The sequence below is a fragment of the Pseudomonas sp. MOIL14HWK12:I2 genome (genome assembly GCF_000510745.1).
Taxonomy (GTDB): domain Bacteria; phylum Pseudomonadota; class Gammaproteobacteria; order Pseudomonadales; family Pseudomonadaceae; genus Chryseomonas; species Chryseomonas oryzihabitans.
In genome coordinates this window covers 203,428-223,063 of the sequence record NZ_AZOA01000009.1, presented here as the reverse complement: position 1 = coordinate 223,063, position 19,636 = coordinate 203,428, and the positions used below count along the sequence as shown (strand labels likewise).

At 64.6% G+C, this 19,636-nt stretch carries 17 protein-coding genes, 1 tRNA gene and 1 pseudogene; 12 read left to right on the top strand and 7 right to left on the bottom strand.

Annotated elements, in window-relative coordinates; translation table 11 throughout:
* Positions 1-14 precede the first annotated feature (14 nt).
* A complete protein-coding gene (locus tag PSK12I2_RS0108155) occupies positions 15-1,013 on the bottom strand; it encodes an acyltransferase (protein WP_027598000.1) in 999 nt (332 codons plus the stop codon).
* A gap of 479 nt (positions 1,014-1,492) precedes the next feature.
* Between PSK12I2_RS0108155 and PSK12I2_RS0108150 the strand changes: the two genes are divergently transcribed.
* The 3 genes from PSK12I2_RS0108150 to PSK12I2_RS0108140 all read left to right on the top strand — a co-directional run bounded on the left by PSK12I2_RS0108150 (position 1,493) and on the right by PSK12I2_RS0108140 (position 5,220).
* Positions 1,493-2,839: an aspartate aminotransferase family protein gene (locus PSK12I2_RS0108150; RefSeq protein WP_027597999.1), complete on the top strand. Its 1,347-nt coding sequence runs from the start codon at positions 1,493-1,495 to the stop codon at positions 2,837-2,839.
* Between the two features lie 58 nt (positions 2,840-2,897).
* Positions 2,898-4,391 (top strand): CoA-acylating methylmalonate-semialdehyde dehydrogenase, encoded by a 1,494-nt coding sequence (locus PSK12I2_RS0108145; RefSeq protein ID WP_027597998.1) that lies wholly within the window; start codon positions 2,898-2,900, stop codon positions 4,389-4,391.
* Between the two features lie 91 nt (positions 4,392-4,482).
* Positions 4,483-5,220 carry a hypothetical protein gene (locus tag PSK12I2_RS0108140; protein WP_027597997.1) on the top strand — a complete coding sequence of 246 codons (738 nt, stop codon included), beginning with the start codon at positions 4,483-4,485 and terminating at the stop codon, positions 5,218-5,220.
* An 86-nt stretch (positions 5,221-5,306) separates the two neighbouring features.
* Here PSK12I2_RS0108140 and PSK12I2_RS0108135 read toward each other — a convergent pair whose 3' ends face one another.
* The 3 genes from PSK12I2_RS0108135 to PSK12I2_RS0108125 all read right to left on the bottom strand — a co-directional run bounded on the left by PSK12I2_RS0108135 (position 5,307) and on the right by PSK12I2_RS0108125 (position 7,355).
* Positions 5,307-5,849 carry an invasion associated locus B family protein gene (locus PSK12I2_RS0108135; RefSeq protein ID WP_007160408.1) on the bottom strand — a complete coding sequence of 181 codons (543 nt, stop codon included), beginning with the start codon at positions 5,847-5,849 and terminating at the stop codon, positions 5,307-5,309.
* 75 nt (positions 5,850-5,924) lie between these two features.
* A complete protein-coding gene (locus PSK12I2_RS0108130; protein WP_027597996.1) occupies positions 5,925-6,263 on the bottom strand; it encodes a zinc ribbon domain-containing protein YjdM in 339 nt (112 codons plus the stop codon).
* A gap of 78 nt (positions 6,264-6,341) precedes the next feature.
* Positions 6,342-7,355, bottom strand: coding sequence for a sensor histidine kinase (locus PSK12I2_RS0108125; RefSeq protein WP_027597995.1), 1,014 nt, complete (start codon positions 7,353-7,355; stop codon positions 6,342-6,344).
* Between the two features lie 264 nt (positions 7,356-7,619).
* On the opposite strand from PSK12I2_RS0108125, the gene PSK12I2_RS0108120 reads away from it, so the two are divergent.
* Complete coding sequence (locus tag PSK12I2_RS0108120) at positions 7,620-7,994, top strand: response regulator (protein WP_027597994.1); 375 nt, start codon at positions 7,620-7,622, stop codon at positions 7,992-7,994.
* 81 nt (positions 7,995-8,075) lie between these two features.
* Here the strand turns inward: PSK12I2_RS0108120 and PSK12I2_RS0108115 are convergent.
* A tRNA-Asn gene (locus tag PSK12I2_RS0108115) sits at positions 8,076-8,151 on the bottom strand.
* Positions 8,152-8,233: 82 nt separating this feature from the next.
* The gene (locus PSK12I2_RS0108110) at positions 8,234-9,436 is read right to left on the bottom strand and encodes an amino acid aminotransferase (protein ID WP_027597993.1); all 1,203 of its coding nucleotides are present in this window, start codon (positions 9,434-9,436) and stop codon (positions 8,234-8,236) included.
* 247 nt (positions 9,437-9,683) lie between these two features.
* Here PSK12I2_RS0108110 and uvrB point away from each other — a divergent pair, with 247 nt between their 5' ends.
* The 8 genes and pseudogenes from uvrB (at position 9,684) to ihfB (ending at position 19,068) form a co-directional block, all read left to right on the top strand.
* Positions 9,684-11,693 (top strand): excinuclease ABC subunit UvrB, encoded by a 2,010-nt coding sequence (uvrB, locus tag PSK12I2_RS0108105; protein ID WP_027597992.1) that lies wholly within the window; start codon positions 9,684-9,686, stop codon positions 11,691-11,693.
* A gap of 78 nt (positions 11,694-11,771) precedes the next feature.
* A complete protein-coding gene (gene gltX, locus PSK12I2_RS0108100; protein ID WP_027597991.1) occupies positions 11,772-13,253 on the top strand; it encodes a glutamate--tRNA ligase in 1,482 nt (493 codons plus the stop codon).
* A gap of 60 nt (positions 13,254-13,313) precedes the next feature.
* Positions 13,314-13,925: a YitT family protein gene (locus tag PSK12I2_RS0108095; RefSeq protein WP_051398703.1), complete on the top strand. Its 612-nt coding sequence runs from the start codon at positions 13,314-13,316 to the stop codon at positions 13,923-13,925.
* 113 nt (positions 13,926-14,038) lie between these two features.
* A complete protein-coding gene (gene hisC, locus PSK12I2_RS0108090; protein WP_027597989.1) occupies positions 14,039-15,151 on the top strand; it encodes a histidinol-phosphate transaminase in 1,113 nt (370 codons plus the stop codon).
* Positions 15,144-16,067 (top strand): annotated as a pseudogene (locus PSK12I2_RS0108085) (prephenate dehydrogenase/arogenate dehydrogenase family protein); the annotation flags it as partial. The gene hisC and the pseudogene PSK12I2_RS0108085, both read left to right, overlap by 8 nt.
* A gap of 20 nt (positions 16,068-16,087) precedes the next feature.
* Positions 16,088-16,774: a (d)CMP kinase gene (gene cmk, locus PSK12I2_RS0108080; protein ID WP_007160398.1), complete on the top strand. Its 687-nt coding sequence runs from the start codon at positions 16,088-16,090 to the stop codon at positions 16,772-16,774.
* A gap of 140 nt (positions 16,775-16,914) precedes the next feature.
* A complete protein-coding gene (gene rpsA, locus PSK12I2_RS0108075; RefSeq protein ID WP_007160397.1) occupies positions 16,915-18,594 on the top strand; it encodes a 30S ribosomal protein S1 in 1,680 nt (559 codons plus the stop codon).
* Positions 18,595-18,780: 186 nt separating this feature from the next.
* A complete protein-coding gene (ihfB, locus tag PSK12I2_RS0108070) occupies positions 18,781-19,068 on the top strand; it encodes an integration host factor subunit beta (RefSeq protein WP_007160396.1) in 288 nt (95 codons plus the stop codon).
* On the opposite strand, the gene PSK12I2_RS25050 is transcribed toward ihfB, so the two are convergent.
* On the bottom strand, positions 19,049-19,543 hold the full coding sequence (locus tag PSK12I2_RS25050; protein ID WP_177324643.1) for a hypothetical protein: 495 nt from the start codon (positions 19,541-19,543) through the stop codon (positions 19,049-19,051). The two genes, ihfB and PSK12I2_RS25050, sit on opposite strands and share 20 nt — an antisense overlap.
* Between the last annotated feature and the right edge of the window lie 93 nt (positions 19,544-19,636).

Here is a 19,636-nt window from a genome sequence, read left to right as displayed (position 1 = left end):
GCCAGCGACCGGCTTCAGGCGCCGATCAGCACCCGGCTGCGCTGCTGGGTGACCTGCTTGACCACCCAGACCGCGGCGATGCAGGAGAGCAGCGTGATCAGCGTCAGGCACAGGCGGGTCCCCAGGTACTGGGCGAAATTCTGCTCACCCAGCAGGCGCCCCAACACCCGGTAGGCGCCAGCCAGGTAGCCGTGCAGGAAGTAGATGGCGAAGCTGTAGGCGCCGAGCAGGGCCATGCCCCTGGTCAGGCGGCTGTCGGCACGTTCCGGCGTCTTGACCCGCTGGCTGAAGACGGCGAACAGCAGCAGGCACAGCACCAGTTTCTGCAGGCCGTAGAAGGCGCTGTCGAGCACCGCCGCGCCACTCAGCAGTACCAGGGCCGCCAGCAGCCAGTAGCGCGCCTGGGGTCGTTGCAGGCGCTCGCGCTGTTCGCAGGCCAGCATGCCGCAGAGGTAGATCGGCAGGAAATGCAGCGCCGCCAGCAGCGGATCGGCATCGTTGGCGGGACGGTCGGACACCAGGAAATACAGCAGGCCGACCATGGTCGCTGCCGGCAGCAGACCGCGCTTTACGATCCACTCCAGGACCGGCGCGAGCAGGAAGATCAGGGTCAGCGCCGGAATGAACCACAGCGGGCCGAGGTGGGCGCCGGTGGCCAGCAGCAGGGCGGTCTGGGCGAAGGGCGGCCAGTCATGAAAGGCGTTCATGTCGATCCACTCGTGCTCCTGCTTGAGTCCGGAGACATAGAGCAGCACGGCGGGGATCGAGATCAGCAGGTAGGGCAGGATGACGTTCTGCAGCTTCTTGCCCAGGTAGACCTGGTAGCTGTATTTGCCGAGGTTGTAGCGAAAGAAGAAGCCGGACAGGGTGACGAAGATGCAGGTGGTTTCCAGCGACAGCAGATTCAGGGCGATCTGCTGGTGTTCGGTGGTCTGGTAGCTGCCCACGGTCATGTGATGGAAAACGATGAGAACGGCCGCCAGGCCGCGGATCCAGTTGAGCTGAATCAGCATGGAGAGGTTTCCTTGGGGAATAGGTAAACCACGCGCTCTGCCTCGGGAGAGGGGCACGGGTTAGCGAAAGCGGAAGATTGAATGCGCGGTAGAGACGGCGGACAGGCTACCGCGCCCGGCAGGACTACGTGCCGGGAAAAGAGGTGAGGCGAGGGGGCCTCGGCGCCACGGGACTACGGTGGCAGGCGGCCAGCTTAAAGTGTTTCAGGCAAGTCACTGATTACTAATCAATTTTCTTGGTTTCAAGATGTTTCGGCGGTGCAGAGTTGGCACGGATGATCGCCTCTGGAAAGGGGGTTTCATCCATTCCAGTATCCGCTCAATGAGAGACGTTTTCCCCTGCAAGAAAGTCTCGATTGGTTGAGCACTCTCGCCAATAAGGTGAGTTTCAAGATATCCAAGCGTGAGAAAAAAACCCTTTAACTCACGCAAAACCGGGCGCACTCTGCAGACTCGACTTCACCGCCCGAGACCCCGTCATGAACCAGCCGCTGACCGTTTCCCCTCCTGTCGCCGCCCAGCTCAATCTGCGCGCCCACTGGATGCCCTTCACCGCCAATCGCGCCTTCCAGAAGGATCCGCGCATCGTGGTGGCCGCCGAGGGCAGTTGGCTGACGGACGACCAGGGCCGACGCATCTATGACAGTCTCTCCGGCCTCTGGACCTGCGGCGCCGGTCACTCGCGCAAGGAGATCCAGGAGGCCGTGGCACGGCAGCTGGGCACCCTCGACTATTCGCCGGGCTTCCAGTACGGCCACCCGCTGTCCTTCCAGCTGGCGGAAAAGATGACCGAACTGACCCCGGCAGGTCTGGATCATGTCTTCTTTACCGGCTCGGGTTCCGAGAGCGCCGACACCTCGGTCAAGCTGGCGCGGGCCTACTGGCGCATCAAGGGCCAGCCGGCCAAGACCAAGCTGATCGGCCGAGCCCGTGGCTATCACGGCGTCAACATCGCCGGCACCAGCCTGGGCGGCATCGGCGGCAACCGGAAGCTGTATGGCTCCTTCATGGACGTCGACCACCTGCCGCACACCCTGCAGCCCGGTATGGCCTTCACCAGGGGCATGGCCGAGACCGGCGGCGTGGAGCTGGCCAACGAACTGCTCAAGCTGATCGAGCTGCACGACGCCTCCAACATCGCCGCCGTCATCGTCGAGCCCATGTCCGGTTCGGCCGGGGTGATCGTGCCGCCGGTGGGCTATCTGCAGCGCCTGCGCGAGATCTGCACCCAGCACGACATCCTGCTGATCTTCGACGAGGTCATCACCGCCTTTGGCCGCATGGGCCGTCACACCGGCGCCGAGTTCTTCGGCGTGACGCCGGACCTCATGAACGTGGCCAAGCAGGTCACCAACGGCGCCGTGCCCCTGGGCGCGGTGATCGCCAGCAGTGCCATCTACGACACCTTCATGAACCAGGCCACGCCCGAACACATGGTGGAATTCCCCCATGGCTACACCTACTCGGCCCATCCGGTGGCCTGCGCCGCCGGCCTGGCCGCGCTGGAGCTGATGGAGCGGGAGAACCTGGTGCAACAGGCCGCCGAGCTGGCGCCCAAGTTCGAAGCCTCCCTACATGGCCTCAAGGGCGCCAAGCACGTGGTGGACATCCGCAACTGCGGCCTGGCTGGCGCCCTGCAACTCGCCCCGCGCGATGGCGATGCGGTGATCCGCCCGTTCGAGGCCGGCATCGCCCTGTGGAAGGCCGGTTTCTATGTCCGCTTCGGCGGCGACACCCTGCAATTCGGGCCCACCTTCAACGCCAAAATCGAAGACCTGGACCGCGTCTTCGCCGCCGTCGGCGACGTCCTCAATCGCCTCGACTGATCCCCTTTCCGGCGCTCCCGCCGCGGAGCGCCCGCCTCTTGTACAAGGAGTCCCCTTCATGAGCCTCAAGCATCTCATCGGCGGCCAACTGGTCGACGGCGGCAGCCGCCGCGCACCGGTCTACAACCCCTCCACCGGCGCGGTGATCCGCGAAGTGCCCCTGGCCGATGCCGCCACCCTGCAACAGGCCATCGATGCCGCCCAGGCCGCCTTTCCGGCCTGGCGCAACACCCCGCCGGCCAAGCGTGCCCAGGTGCTGTTCCGCTTCAAGCAACTGCTGGAAAGCAACGAAGAGCGCCTGGTGCAGCTGATCAGCGAAGAGCACGGCAAGACCCTGGAAGACGCCGCCGGCGAATTGCGCCGTGGCATCGAGAACGTCGAATACGCCACCGCCGCGCCCGAATTGCTCAAGGGCGAATACAACCGCAATGCCGGTCCGAGCATCGACACCTGGTCCGACTTCCAGCCCCTGGGCGTGGTGGCCGGCATCACCCCCTTCAACTTCCCGGCCATGGTGCCGCTGTGGATGTATCCGCTGGCCATCGCCTGCGGCAACACCTTCATCCTGAAGCCCAGCGAGCGCGATCCCAGCTCCACCCTGGCCATCGCCCAGCTGTTCGAGGAAGCGGGTCTGCCCAAGGGCGTGCTCAACGTGGTGCATGGCGACAAGGAAGCCGTGGACGGCCTGATCGACGCCCCCGAGGTCAAGGCGCTGAGCTTTGTCGGTTCCACCCCCATCGCCGAATACATCTATGCCCGCGGCACCGCCAAGGGCAAGCGCGTCCAGGCGCTGGGCGGCGCCAAGAACCATGCGGTGGTCATGCCGGACGCCGACCTCGGCAACACCGTCAATGCGCTGATGGGCGCCGCCTACGGCTCCTGCGGCGAACGCTGCATGGCCATCTCGGTGGCGGTCTGCGTCGGTGACCAGGTCGCCGATGCCCTGATCGCCCGGCTGGTGCCGGAGATCGAAAAGCTCAAGGTCGGCCCGGGCACCCAGTGCGGCCTGGACATGGGGCCGCTGGTCACCGGCGCGCACCTGGACAAGGTCACCGGCTATGTCGTCGACGGCGTCGCCGCGGGCGCCAAGCTGGTAGTGGACGGCCGCAGCCTCAAGGTCGCCGACCATGAAGACGGCTTCTTCCTCGGCGGCTGCCTGTTCGATCAGGTCACCCCGGAGATGCGCATCTACAAGGAAGAGATCTTTGGCCCGGTGCTCTGCGTGGTGCGGGTCAAGAGCCTTGCAGAGGGCATCGCCCTGATCAACGCCCACGAATACGGCAACGGCACCTGCATCTTCACCCGCGACGGCGAAGCGGCACGGCTGTTCGCCGATCAGATCGAAGTGGGCATGGTCGGCATCAACGTACCCCTGCCGGTACCGGTGGCCTATCACAGCTTCGGCGGCTGGAAACGCTCGCTGTTCGGCGACCTCCACGCCTACGGCCCCGACGGCGTGCGCTTCTACACCCGCCGCAAGACCATCACCCAGCGCTGGCCGCAGCGCGAGGCCCAGGAGGCTTCGCAATTCGCCTTTCCCAGCAACGGCTGACCGCTAGAAAAGCCCATTCCTTGGCCTGCCGCACAGCAGGCCGGCCAGGGAAGGCTTTACCCTTCGGCTGCCCCCAGCCGCCGAAGTCCCCATGTCTGCCACCCCCTTCACAGCCGTCCCCCGTCTCGGGTGTGTGATTGGCCTGCTGCTCGCGAGCCTGACCGGTTGCACCAGTCAGTCCGCCCAGGACATCGCCCGGCAATTCGGCAAGACCCGCCCCAGCGAATTCCTGCAGACCAGCTCCGACCGCATGGCCACCCTCGCCATGCAGGCCAATCTGCAGAGCCTCTATCTGCTGATGAACAAGCTCTATCTGCGCAATCCGGCCGAATGGAAAAAGACCGGGCTGCCCGATGCGGCCAGTGCCGAGCGCGAAATCCGTATGGCCATCGAACAGCGGCGCAGCCTGCCGGCGCTGGACGGACGCAAGGACGTGGCGGCCCTGAGCTACGTGCTGGGTGATGACTACCGCGGTGATCGCGTCGGCGCCTTCATCTATGCCATCGGCAGCATGATCATCGCCGCCCACGGCAATCGCACCGAGTTCTATATCACCGACGTGGTGGATGCGCGCTTCGTCAACAACGCCGCGCGCAACATCGAGAAGGCCACCTGGCTGCTCGGCCAGCGCAAGAACGCCGCGGGCGAACCCCTGCTGTTCGCCAACGAGATCTCGGAGGAGGGCAGCAACCTCAGCTTCGCCACCGAATTCGGCAAGATCGTCGCTCGCCTGGACCTACTCGCCCAGTTGCTGGACGAGCGCTATCGGCGCATCGGCGTCAACTACGCCCAGAGTCTGCTGTTCATCAATTTCCTGCCGGTGCAGTAGCGCCTTCGACCAGGCGTCCCCTAGAGTCGAGAGTGGAGCGCGCCGCCAGCGGCAGGCCCAGCAGCCGGCAGCGCCCTGAGCGGGCCTTACAGCGGCTTGGTCAGTTCCTTGGCGCGGTCGTAGGCCTTGGAGAAGCCCTTGAGCGACAGGCTTTCGCTGGCGGTCTCGCCATTGGCGACCGGGGTGGTCACGGTCAGGCGACCGCCGCGCTGCAGCTGCTTGAAGACGTCACCGACGAATTCCACCGGCACCACGCAGCCCTGGGGGATGCAGGTGTGGAAGGGCCGATTCTCCAGGCTGCGCTTGTCGATCTGCAGCGAGATCGGCTTGGTCACCGCCACGCCGAAGGGCAGCACCAGGATGCCATCCACGCCTTCCCGATTGGGACGCAGCTCGGTGACCAGCATGCGCTGACCCTTGGCGCTGTCCTTCTGCTGGGTGATGGCGCACAGCTGCACGGAACGGTCCGCGTTGCGGGCGATGCGGCAGATCACCTGCCAGTCGCCATACTTCTCCGTGACCGACGGCTGGGGTTCCTGGGCGTTGTTGGGCGCGGACTGGGCGAAGGCCTGGCCGGCGAGCAGCAGGGGCGCGAGGAACAGGGCCGGGCGGAGGAAGCGCTGAGACATGGAGAGTCCTTGGCAGGAAAAAAAGAGCCTCAAGGGTAGGGCATCGCTCCGCCAGGGAACACCCCGGCACGACGATCAGACCTTTTTGACGAACTCGGATTTGAGCTTCATCGCACCTATGCCATCGATCTTGCAGTCGATGTCGTGGTCGCCGTCGACCAGGCGGATGTTCTTGACCTTGGTGCCGACCTTGACCACCAGCGACGAGCCCTTGACCTTGAGGTCCTTGATCACGCTGACGGTATCGCCGTCCTGCAGAGTATTGCCGACCGCATCGCGGATCACCTTGGCCTCGTCCGCGGCGCCGGCGTCGCCGGGCGTCCATTCATGGGCGCATTCCGGGCAGATCAGCTGGTCGCCGTCGGCGTAGGTGTATTCGGAAGCGCAGTGGGGGCAGGGCGGCAAAGCGGTCATGACGGAAGCACCTGGCTGGAAAAGCCGCGCATTGTATAGGGTTTTAGGCGCGTCCGGGTGGACTCGATCCCCCTGGGCCTAGGCGGCCAGCTGTACCTCGACCACGGTGCCGTTGTCGTTGCGGTAGCGGGCCTCGCCGCCGAGCTGTTCGGCCAGGCTGTTGATGATCTTGAAGCCCAGGCGCTGGCTGGTACGCGGATTGAACTGCTGCGGCATGCCGCGGCCGTTGTCGGCGATACGCAACAGCAGCTGCTGGTCGTCGCCGCGCTGCAGGCTGATGCTGATGAGGCCGCGCTGGCTGGCGTCGAAGGCGTGCTTGAGGGAGTTGGTCACCACCTCGGCCACCAGCATCGACAGGGTGGTCAGGCGGGGCAGGTCGAAATTGAGCGGTTCGGCGGTGATGGCGCAGGAGACGTTGGCCTGTCCCGCGGCGGCCAGCAGATCGCTGGTCAGCAGCTGCAGGTGGTGTGCCACCGGCTGATCCGCATCGGCGGGATCGTGCAGGCGCCGGTGGATACGCGAAATGCTCTCCAGCCGCGAGCGAGCCTCCTCCAGGGCCTGGGACGCCTGGCTGTCGCCGGGCAACTTGAGTTGCTGCAGCATGAGCAGCGAGGCGATGAACTGGATGTTGTTGGCGACCCTGTGCTGCAACTCCTGGAACATCGTGGTCTGGACGTTGTAGAGGTCGCGGATCACCTGCTGCTCGGCGCGCAGCCGGGCGCTGGCCGTGTGCATGTAATGGATCAGCACGATGTCGACGCTGACGATGACCACATAGAAGGCCAGCGCCAGGGCGCCCTGGGGACCGACGACGAAGGTCCAGCCCGGCGGGATGAAGAAGTACCAGGCGGCCAGGCCGGACAGCACGGCGCACAGGGTTCCGGCGCCGCTGCCGCAGAAGAAGGCGGTCAGGATGACGGCGGGAAAGAAGGTCAGGTAGGGAAAGCCCTGCAACAGGACGTCCACCAGGGCGAAGCGTGCCGCCAGGGCCAGGCCGAACGCCAGCAGCGCGAGGCTGTAGGCCAATGCCGGGCGAGCGCGGATCCTGCTGCTGAGATCGCTGATCCAATGACGACGAGACGACGGATCCAAAGCTCTGACCTGCGGAGTAGACGGCGGCGGCGCCAGCTTAACGCAAAGCCGTCTCGCTTGGGGGTACGACAGGCCCAAAGGTGGCTCTGCCCAGCCCGACGGCGGCTTCCTGTACAAGACTTACACCGGCATGGCTGGAACTGCCGGCAACGCGCCTTTCGCGGCGTATTTTCTTGTACAGGCTTTCCCTTGGTCGTACAGGGCAGGACGGCAACGAAACGCTATGGTCGAACGATTGCGTCTCAACCATCACAGGATCCGCTCATGAATCGCCAGCGCGTATTGGTCGCCGAAGATGAGCCTGTCCTGCTCGATCTGCTGCAGGAATTGTTCGAGAGCTGGGGTTATCAGGTGCATGCCTTCGGCAGCGCCGACGCCGCCTGTGCCTTTCTGCAAGACGAGCAGCCGCAGCTGGATCTGCTCTTCACCGATGTGCGCATGCCGGGAATCCTGAGCGGCGTCGACTTGGCGCTGCAGGCGCGAGGACGGCAGGCCAATCTGCCCATCGTCATCACCTCGGGTTATTGCGACGACAATCCCGCCCGCGCGGCACGGGCGACCTTTTTGCCCAAGCCTTGGGATCTGGAGGCATTGCACCGCAGTTGCCCCACGCCCGGGGCCCAAGTGAATCTCGTCTAGGCGGTCGTCAGCGTTGTGGCGAGTGAATCGCAGCCATGAAAAAAGCCCGTAGCGGTTACCCGCTACGGGCTTTTCAGATTTTGGCTCCGCGACCTGGACTCGAACCAGGGACCCAATGATTAACAGTCATTTGCTCTACCGACTGAGCTATCGCGGAACAACGGAGCGTATCTTACTGATAGATAACGGGAAGTCAAGCCTCGGCGACACCGGAAAACGGCGCCGCCAAAGCGGCTGCCTTAGCCCTGCAGCACCGCGGCGATGGCCTGGATGGTCGGGGGCAGATTGCGCTCGTTCAGCGCTGCCACGCAGATGCGTCCGGTGCTGACCGCATAGATGCCGAATTCGCTCTTCAGCCGCTCGACCTGCTCGGCGGTGAGGCCGGAGTAGGAGAACATGCCGCGCTGGGCGTTCACGAAGGCAAAGTCGCGATTGGCGCCAGCGGCGGCCAGGCCTTCCACCAGGGCGTTGCGCATGCTGCGGATGCGCTGGCGCATCTCGCCCAGCTCGGCTTCCCAGAGGGCGCGCAGCTCGGGATTGCTCAGCACCGTGGCGACGATGGTGGCGCCATGGGTCGGCGGGTTTGAATAGTTGGTGCGGATCACGCGCTTGACCTGGGACAGCACCCGGGCGCTTTCCTCGCGGCTCTCGCTGACCAGGGTCAGGGCGCCTACCCGCTCGCCGTACAGCGAGAAGGACTTGGAGAAGGAGCTGGAGACCAGGAAGGTCAGGCCGGAGTCGGCGAACAGGCGCACGGCCTGGGCGTCTTCCTCGATGCCGTCGCCAAAGCCCTGGTAGGCGATGTCGAGGAAGGGCACCAGGTTGCGCGCCTTGACCACGTCCAGCACCGCCTGCCAGTCGGCCGGCTGCAGATCGACGCCGGTGGGGTTGTGGCAGCAGGCGTGCAGCACCACCACCGAGCGCTCCGGCAAGGCCTCGAGATCTGCCAGGAAGCCTTCGCGATTCAGGCCGTTGCTGGCCGCGTCGTAGTAGCGATAGCTCTGCACGGGGAAGCCGGCGCTTTCAAACAGCGCACGGTGGTTTTCCCAGCTCGGGTCGCTGATGGCGACCACGGCGTCCGGCAGCAGCCGCTTGAGAAAGTCGGCGCCGATCTTCAACGCGCCGGTGCCACCGACGGCCTGGACCGTGATGGCGCGACCGTCGCGGACCAGGCTCGATTCGGCACCGAACAGCAGGTGCTGCACGGCCTGGTCATAGGCGGCGATGCCCTCGATGGGCAGGTAGCCACGCGGCGCCTGGGCGGCTACGCGCTGCTTCTCGGCCTCGGCCACGGCGCGCAGCAGCGGGATGCGGCCCTGCTCGTCGTAGTAGACCCCCACGCCCAGATTGACCTTGTGCGGACGGGCATCGGCGTTATAGGCCTCGTTCAGGCCAAGGATGGGGTCACGGGGTGCCATTTCGACGGCGGAGAACAAACTCATGGGGCAGCGGCTCGAATGAGGGGTGAAGGGAAGGGCGAAACGCTCGGGAAGCGGAAGTATAGCCCCCTGCAGTCGCCATCGCGACCCGACCTCCGTCGGAGTTTTCCTGACGTGCGGCGACGCGGGCAGATTGCAAAAGGGCGCTGGCGACCTCATCTGGGTGGTTCCAGTCCTTTCCTCGTCCGCATCGCTCCGGCCTCCGGTCGGCGCGCTGTCGTCCGTGCATTTTCGCGCTATTGAGGCAGCCATGTCCGCATTCCAGCTCTCCACCCGCTACACCCCGGCCGGCGACCAGCCCGAAGCCATTCGCCAGATGGTGGAAGGCCTGGAGGCAGGTCTGTCGCACCAGACCCTGCTCGGCGTGACCGGTTCGGGCAAGACCTTCAGCATCGCCAACGTCATCGCCCAGGTGCAGCGCCCGACCATGGTGCTGGCGCCTAACAAGACCCTGGCCGCCCAGCTCTATGGCGAATTCAAGGCCTTCTTCCCGAACAACTCGGTGGAGTACTTCGTCTCCTACTACGACTACTACCAGCCGGAAGCCTATGTGCCCTCGTCGGACACCTTCATCGAGAAGGATTCGTCCATCAACGACCACATCGAGCAGATGCGCCTGTCCGCCACCAAGGCGCTGCTGGAGCGCAAGGACGCCATCATCGTCGCCTCGGTGTCCTCCATCTATGGCCTGGGCAGTCCCGAGGCCTACCTGAAGATGGTGCTGCACCTGGACCGCGGTGATCGCATCGACCAGCGCACCATCCTGCGCCGGCTGGCCGAGCTGCAATACAGCCGCAACGACATGGAATTCGCCCGCGCCACCTTCCGGGTGCGCGGCGACGTCATCGACATCTTCCCAGCGGAATCCGACCTGGAAGCCGTGCGCGTCGAGTTGTTCGACGACGAGGTGGAAAGCCTGTCGGCCTTCGATCCCCTGACCGGCGAGGTGATCCGCAAGCTGCCGCGCTTCACCTTCTATCCCAAGACTCACTACGCCACACCGCGCGAGACCCTGCTGGGCGCCATCGAGAACATCAAGCTGGAACTGGCCGATCGCCTGGAATGGCTGCGCGGCCAGAATCGTCTGCTCGAGGCCCAGCGCCTGGAACAGCGCACCCGCTTCGACCTGGAGATGATCCTCGAACTGGGCTACTGCAACGGCATCGAGAACTACAGCCGCTACCTGTCCGGTCGCGGTCCGGGCGAGCCGCCACCCACCCTCTACGACTATCTGCCGAGCAACGCCCTGCTGGTGATCGACGAATCCCACGTCACCGTTCCGCAGATCGGCGCCATGTTCAAGGGCGACCGCTCGCGCAAGGAAACCCTGGTGGAATACGGCTTCCGCCTACCCTCGGCGCTGGACAACCGGCCACTGAAGTTCGAGGAATGGGAAGCCGGTGCGCCCCAGACCATCTTTGTCTCGGCGACCCCGGGGCCCTATGAGGAAGAACACGCCGGGCGCGTGGTCGAGCAGGTGGTACGACCCACCGGCCTGGTCGATCCGGTGATCGAGATCCGCCCGGCCACCACCCAGGTGGACGACCTGCTCTCCGAGATCCGCCTGCGGGTGGCCCAGGAGGAGCGGGTACTCTGCACCACCCTGACCAAGCGCATGGCCGAGGACCTCACCGACTACCTGGCCGACCACGACGTGCGGGTGCGCTATCTGCACTCGGACATCGATACCGTGGAGCGGGTGGAGATCATCCGCGACCTGCGCCTGGGCACCTTCGACGTCCTGGTGGGCATCAACCTCCTGCGCGAAGGTCTGGACATGCCCGAGGTCTCCCTGGTGGCGGTCCTCGACGCCGACAAGGAGGGCTTCCTGCGTTCCGAGCGCTCGCTGATCCAGACCATCGGCCGGGCGGCGCGCAACCTCAACGGCAAGGCCATCCTCTACGCCGACAGCATCACCGGCTCCATGCAGCGCGCCATCGACGAGACCGAGCGCCGCCGCAACAAGCAGCTGGCCTTCAACGAAGAACACGGCATCGTGCCCCAGGGCATCAAGAAGGACATCCGCGACATCATGGAAGGCGCCGCGGCTCCGGGTGCCAAGGGCAAGCGGCGGGTGGCCAAGGCGGCCGAGGACAAGGGCGAATACGCCGCCGAACTGCGTTCGCCCAGCGAGATCGGCAAGCGTATCCGCCAGCTCGAAGAGAAGATGCTGCAACTGGCGCGCGACCTGCAGTTCGAGTCCGCCGCCCAGCTGCGCGACGAGATCCAGGCCCTGCGCGAGCGCCTGGTCCAGGTCTGAACCCGCTCCAACTGGCAGCGCCAGGGCTGGCGCTGCTACCATTCCGCCTTTGTCCCTTCGCGTTTCTCGAGAAAGCCGATGACCACCGTTCGCACGCGCATCGCGCCGTCGCCCACTGGCGACCCGCATGTCGGTACCGCCTATATCGCCCTGTTCAACCTCTGCTTCGCCCGTCAGCACGGCGGTCAGTTCATCCTGCGCATCGAGGATACCGACCAGGTCCGCTCGACCCGCGAATCCGAACAGCAGATCTACGACGCCCTGCGCTGGCTGGGCATCGAGTGGGACGAGGGCCCCGACGTCGGTGGCCCCCATGGTCCCTATCGGCAGAGCGAACGCGGCGAGATCTACTGGAAATACGCCCTGGAGCTGGTGGAGAAGGGCCATGCCTTCTACTGCTTCGCCACGCCCGAAGAGCTCGACCAGATGCGTGCCGAACAGCAGGCGCGCGGCGAGACCCCCCGCTACGACGGTCGCGGCCTGCGCCTGGCCCCGGAAGAGGTGCAGCAGCGCCTGGACGCCGGTCAGCCCTATGTGATCCGCATGAAGGTGCCGGAGGAGGGTGTCTGCGTCGTCCCCGACCTGCTGCGCGGTGATGTCGAGATCCCCTGGGATCGCATGGACATGCAGGTGCTGATGAAGGCCGACGGCCTGCCCACCTACTTCCTCGCCAACGTGGTCGACGACCACCTGATGGGCATCACCCACGTCCTGCGTGGCGAAGAGTGGCTGCCCTCGGCGCCCAAGCTGATCAAGCTCTACGAATACTTCGGCTGGGAGCAGCCGCAGCTGTGCTACATGCCGCTGCTGCGCAACCCGGACAAGAGCAAGCTCTCCAAGCGCAAGAATCCCACCTCGGTGACCTTCTATCAGCGCATGGGCTACCTGCCCGAAGCCATGCTCAACTACCTCGGCCGCATGGGCTGGTCCATGCCGGACGAGCGCGAGAAATTCACCCTGGACGAGATGGTCGAGCACTTCGACCTCCAGCGCGTCTCCCTGGGCGGTCCGATCTTCGACGTCGAGAAGCTCTCCTGGCTCAACGGCCAGTGGCTGCGCGAGCTGAGCCCCGAGCGCTTCGCCGCCGAGGTGCAGCAGTGGGCGCTCAATCCCGAATACCTGCTCAAGATCGCCCCGCTGGTGCAACAGCGGGTCGAGACCTTCAGCCAGATCGCTCCGCTGGCCGGCTTCTTCTTCAGCGGCGCCCTGAATCTAGATCCGGCGCTGTTCCAGCACAAGAAGCTGTCCGCCGACCAGGTCCGCCTGGTCATGCAGCTGCTGCTGTGGAAGCTCGAAGCCCTGCGCCAGTGGGACAAGGAGCGCATCACCGCGGTGATTCAGGCGGTCGCCGAGCACCAGCAGCTCAAGCTGCGGGACGTCATGCCGCTGCTGTTCGCCGCCATCACTGGCCAGGCCAGTTCGGTCTCGGTGCTCGACGCCATGGAGATCCTCGGGCCGGACCTCACCCGCTTCCGCCTGCGCCAGGCGGTCGAGTTGCTGGGCGCGCCCTCCAAGAAGGAAACCAAGGAGTGGGAGAAGCTGCTGGCCGAACTCGGCTGACAGTCGCCCGACCGACCCCGACGTCGGGGTCGGCTTCCTCCTCGCGCCAGGATGGCCCCGATGACTTCCGTGACTCCCCAGCGGCACAATCTGCTCGAAGACGTGCTGGCCTTGCTCAGCGCGACCCTGATGATCGCCCTGGCGGTCAATCTCTATCGCCACGCGGGCCTGCTCACCGGCGGTACCGCGGGCCTGGCCTTTCTCGCCCAGTACGGCACGCGCCTCTCCTTCGGGCAGGTGTTCTTTCTCATCAACCTGCCGTTCTACTGGCTGGCCGTGCGGCGCATGGGCTGGGCCTTTACCCTGCGGACCCTGGCGGCTGTGACCCTGGTGTCGCTGCTCACCGAGCTGACCCCGCACTTCGTCGCCTTCAGTGCCCTGCAACCCCTCTATGCCGCCGTGATGGGCGGCGTACTGATGGGCGTGGGGCTGCTGATCCTCTTCCGCCACCAGGCCAGCCTCGGCGGCATCAACATCGCCGTGCTCTATCTGCAGCAGCGCTATGGCTGGCGGGCGGGCAAGGTGCAGATGGGCATCGATTGCCTGATCGTCCTGCTGGCGCTGTGGGTCGTCGAGCCAGGTGCCATCCTCGTCTCCATCCTGGGCGCCGTGATCCTCAATCTGACCCTGGCGATCAACCATCGGCCGGGGCGTTACAGCGCCATCAGCTAGGGGCTTTCCGTCGCGCAGGCGCAACTTCGATTGGTCCGCGACCCGCCTTGGCTTTAAGATGGCGCCCATTTTCGGCGGCCCAGCCGTCGTCATCGCAAGTTGAAGAGGTCTCCATGAGCTGCGATTTCCTGGCACAAGCCCTTCCCGGCGTACAGAAACTCTCGCCCTACGTGCCCGGCAAGCCCGTCGATGAACTGGCCCGCGAACTGGGCCTGGCGCCCGCCAGCATCGTCAAGCTCGCCAGCAACGAGAATCCCCTCGGCCCCAGTGCCAAGGCGCTCGAGGCCATCCGCGCCGAACTGGCCGAGCTGACCCGCTATCCCGATGGCGGCGGCTTCGACCTCAAGCAGGCCCTGAGCCAGAGGTTCGGCGTGGCCGCCAACGGCATCACCCTGGGCAACGGCTCCAACGACATCCTCGAACTGGTCGCCCGTGCCTACCTGGCGCCCGGCTACAACGCCGTGTTCAGCGAGCATGCCTTCGCCGTCTATCCGCTGGTGACCCTGGCGATCGGTGCCGAAGGCCGTAGCGTCCCGGCCAAGGACTATGGGCATGACCTCGAGGCCATGCTCGCCGCCATCGATGCCGACACCCGGGTGGTCTTCGTCGCCAATCCCAACAACCCCACGGGTACCTGGTTCGACGGCGAGGCCCTGGCACGCTTCCTCGCCCGCGTCCCCGAGCATGTCCTGGTGGTGCTGGACGAGGCCTACATCGAATACGCCGAAGGCGACGAGTTGCCGGACGGCCTGGCGTTCCTGGCCCAGTACCCCAACCTCATCGTCTCGCGGACCTTTTCCAAGGCCTATGGCCTGGCCGCCCTGCGCGTCGGCTATGCCTTCTCCTCGCCGACCGTGGCCGATGTCCTCAACCGGGTGCGCCAGCCGTTCAATGTCAACAGCCTGGCCCAGGCCGCGGCCTGTGCGGCCCTGGCCGACAGCGACTACCTGGCCCGCAGCCGGGCGCTCAACGATGCCGGCATGGCCCAGCTGGAAGCCGGTTTCCGCGATCTCGACCTCGAGTGGATTCCCTCCCGTGGCAATTTCATCGCCGTGGACCTGGGGCGCGACGCTGCGCCGATCAATCAGGGGCTGCTGCAGGAGGGCGTCATCGTGCGGCCCGTCGCCGGCTATGGCATGCCCACCTTCCTGCGCGTCTCCATCGGCACCGAAGCGGAAAATGCCCGTTTCCTGGCGGCGCTGAGCAAGGTTCTGGGTCGTGGCTGAAGTGGCCACCCCCCTGATCGAACGTCTCGTCGTTGTCGGCCTGGGCCTGATCGGCGGCTCCTTCGCCAAGGGCGCCCGCGCCAGCGGTCTCTGCCGTGAGGTGGTCGGGGTCGATCGCGATCCGGAGACCCGCCGGCTGGCGGTCGAGCTGGGCGTCGTCGACCGCTGCGTCGCCGAGCTGGCCGAGGCCTGCCCGGGTGCCGACGTCATCCAGCTTGCCGTGCCGATTCTCGCCATGGAGCGGGTGCTGGCCGAGCTTGCGGCCCTGCCGCTGCAGGGCGCCATCCTCACCGACGTCGGCAGCGCCAAGGGCAACGTGGTGCGCGCCGCGCGTCAGGCCTTCGCCGGCCAGTCGCTGCGCTTCGTGCCGGGTCATCCCATCGCCGGCTCCGAACGCAGCGGCGTGACGGCGGCCAACGCGGCGCTGTTCAATCGTCACAAGGTCATCCTCACACCGCTGGAAGAGACCCTGCCGGCCGATCTGGACAAGGTCGATCGGCTCTGGCGCGCCATAGGGGCCGATGTCGAGCACATGACCGTCGAGCACCACGACCAGGTCCTCGCCGCGACCAGCCATTTGCCGCATCTGCTGGCCTTCAATCTGGTGGACTCCCTGGCCAAGCGCAGCGAGAACCGCGAGATCTTCCACTATGCCGCCGGCGGCTTCCGCGACTTCACCCGCATCGCCGGCAGCGATCCGACCATGTGGCACGACATCTTCATCGCCAATCGCGAAGCCGTGCTGCAGGCCCTGGACACCTATCGCGCCGATCTCGACGAACTGCGTGGCGCCATCCAGGCCGGCGATGGTCAGTTCCTCATGGAGGTGCTGACCCATGCGCGCGGCGCACGCGAATATTTCGGGCGCATCCTCGCCAGTCGTACCCAGGCCGGCGCCCAGGTCGCCGCCCATCATTCTCTTACGGAGGGGCACTCATGAGCAGTACCGCACCCGTCATCACCCTCGATGGTCCCGGCGGTTCGGGGAAGGGCACCCTTGCGGCGCTGGTCGCCCGTCAGTTGGGCTGGAATCTGCTGGATTCCGGCGCGCTCTATCGCCTGCTGGCCTTCGCTGCGCGCAACCATGGCGTGGACTACACCAACGAGGAGTCGCTCAAGCTGCTGGCGGCCCATCTGGACGTCCAGTTCCTTGCCGGGCATGAGCACGGCCAGCGCATCATTCTCGAAGGCGAGGACGTCACCGACGTCATCCGGACCGAGGAAGTCGGCGCCGGTGCCTCCCAGGTCGCCACCCTGCCGGCTGTGCGCGATGCCCTGCTGCAGCGCCAGCAGGCCTTCCGTGAGGCGCCCGGTCTGGTCGCCGACGGTCGCGACATGGGCACCGTGGTGTTCCCGGACGCCGAGCTGAAGATCTTTCTGACCGCCGGTGCCGAGGAACGGGCACAGAGGCGTTATCTTCAGTTGAAGCAGAAGGGCGAAAATGTTAGCTTGCCTGCCCTCCTGGAAGAGATCCGTGAGCGGGACGCCCGCGATAGTCAGCGTAGCGTTGCTCCGCTCAAGCCGGCCGACGATGCCGTCGAGCTGGATTCCACGCATCTCTCCATACAACAGGTATTGGAACGCATCCTGACCCTGGCCGCCGAGCGCGACCTGGCGGGATGAAGGCCGAGACTCATCCGAGTCGTCGGTGAAAGCTGCCGGGAACCAGTCGCATCCCGGCAGCCGGATGGTAACCACTCACCCCGCATGGGCTGGTCATGCGGTAGCCGGATACATCGGGTATCCATACAACAGGTATGAACATGAGCGAAAGCTTCGCAGAACTCTTTGAAGAAAGTCTGAAATCCCTCGACATGCAGCCGGGCGCCATCATCGTCGGCACCGTGGTGTCGATCGATGGCGACTGGGTTGTGGTCGATACCGGCCTGAAATCCGAAGGCCTGGTTCCGCTCGAGCAGTTCTACAACGAACAAGGCGAGCTGACCATCAACGTGGGTGACGAAGTCCACGTAGCCCTGGATGCCGTCGAAGACGGTTTCGGCGAAACCAAAGTGTCTCGCGAAAAGGCCAAGCGCGCCGAGTCCTGGCTGGTCCTGGAAGCCGCGTTCAGCGCCGACGAAGTGGTCAAGGGTGTCATCAACGGCAAGGTCAAGGGCGGTTTCACCGTCGACGTCAGCGGCATCCGCGCGTTCCTGCCGGGCTCCCTGGTCGATGTCCGTCCGGTGCGTGACACCACCCACCTGGAAGGCAAGGAACTCGAGTTCAAGGTCATCAAGCTGGACCAGAAGCGCAACAACGTTGTCGTTTCCCGTCGTAGCGTCCTGGAAGCCGAGAACAGCGCCGAGCGTGAAGCTCTGCTGGAATCCCTGCAGGAAGGCCAGCAAGTCAAGGGTATCGTCAAGAACCTCACCGACTACGGTGCGTTCGTCGACCTGGGCGGCGTAGACGGCCTGCTGCACATCACCGACATGGCCTGGAAGCGCATCAAGCATCCGTCGGAAATCGTCAACGTCGGCGACGAGATCGACGTCAAGGTGCTGAAGTTCGACCGCGAGCGCAACCGCGTCTCCCTGGGTCTGAAGCAGCTGGGCGAAGATCCGTGGGTCGCCATCAAGGCCCGTTACCCGGAAGGCACCCGCGTTCAGGCGCGCGTCACCAACCTCACCGACTACGGCTGCTTCGCCGAGCTGGAAGAGGGCGTGGAAGGCCTGGTGCACGTGTCCGAAATGGACTGGACCAACAAGAACATCCACCCGTCCAAGGTCGTTCAGGTCGGCGACGAAGTGGAAGTCATGGTCCTGGATATCGACGAAGAGCGTCGTCGTATCTCCCTGGGCATCAAGCAGTGCCGCGCTAACCCGTGGGAAGAGTTCTCGGGTCAGTTCAACAAGGGCGACCGCATCTCCGGCACCATCAAGTCGATCACCGATTTCGGTATCTTCATTGGTCTGGAAGGCGGCATCGACGGCCTGGTACACCTGTCCGACATCTCCTGGAACGAAACCGGCGAAGAAGCCGTGCGTCGCTTCAAGAAGGGTGACGAGCTGGACACCGTGATCCTGTCGGTCGACCCGGAGCGCGAGCGCATCTCCCTGGGCATCAAGCAGCTGGAAGACGATCCGTTCTCCAACTACGCCTCCCTGAACGAGAAAGGCACCATCGTGCGCGGTACCGTCAAGGAAGTCGATGCCAAGGGCGCTGTCATCACCCTGGCCAACGAGATCGAAGGCGTCCTGAAGGCGTCCGAAATCAGCCGTGACCGCGTCGAAGACGCCCGTAACGTGCTGAAGGAAGGCGACGAAGTCGAAGCCAAGATCATCAGCATCGATCGCAAGAGCCGCGTGATCAGCCTCTCCGTCAAGTCCAAGGACGTCGACGACGAGAAGGAGGCCATGAGCTCCCTGCGTAGCAAGCAAGAGCCTGCTGCTGGCCCCACCACCATCGGTGACCTGATCAAGGCGCAGATGGAAAGCCAGAACTAAGTTCGAGCTTGAATAAAGGGCGACCCTTCGGGGTCGCTTTTTTTTGTCCGGAAGAAAGCGGGCAGGGTGGTCACGACCCGTGAAAAGTTGTGGAGGCCAAGCCGCCGGCTTGACTTTTCAAAAATCGGCCAGCGTGCTAAAAGTCCTTGAAGGTGATCTAGCCGCTTGATAACGAAGGAAAAATCCATGACCAAGTCGGAGTTGATCGAGCGCATCGTTTCCTATCAGGGGCAGCTGTCGTCCAGGGACGTCGAGCTGGCGATCAAGACCATGCTGGAGCAGATGGCCCAGGCGCTTTCCACCGGGGACCGTATCGAGATTCGGGGCTTTGGCAGCTTCTCGCTGCACTATCGGGCTCCCCGTACCGGACGCAATCCCAAGACCGGCGAGTCGGTGCTGCTGGACGGCAAGTTCGTCCCGCACTTCAAGCCTGGCAAGGAGTTGAGAGACAGGGTCAACGAGCTGGAGCCATAAAGCCGTCGCCCCTTTTTCCTTTGTCCGCTGCTTTCTGGCAAACCGCTGATTTCTCTGTATTTTTAGTTTCTGTTGCGGTCGTCAAAAAAGCGTTATCGAGCAAGCCAATAGCGGATTTTTGACGTTTACAAAAAAAGTCAAGTCTTTTTGATATTTTTGTAGACGAGTTCCGATTTTTGTATGAGACTTCCTTCACATAAGGTCTTGGGTGACCTCGTAGTCCACGCCGAGTGAGGAAGTTGTCATGCGCCACTATCTTTTCATCTGGATCGGTATCGCCGCCTGCTTCACCAGCATGCAACTCGGTCACCCTTTCCTGGCTGTAGCTGCTCTGGCCGGTAGCTGGATGGTTGCGCTGTTCCTGCAGCCCGCTCAGCGCGTCGAGAGCTTCTCGCGCCACTACGTCGCCCAACCGGCCGCGCGTTTCCAGGCCGTTGAAGTCCAGACTTCCGCCAAGACCTTCTAAGGTTCTCACGTTTTTTCGGCCCGCCGCGCTCAGGTTCGGCGGGCTTTTTTATGCCTGCGTTTTGCGTCGCTAGGCCCCTGCGGGGCAATGTCTTACCATAAG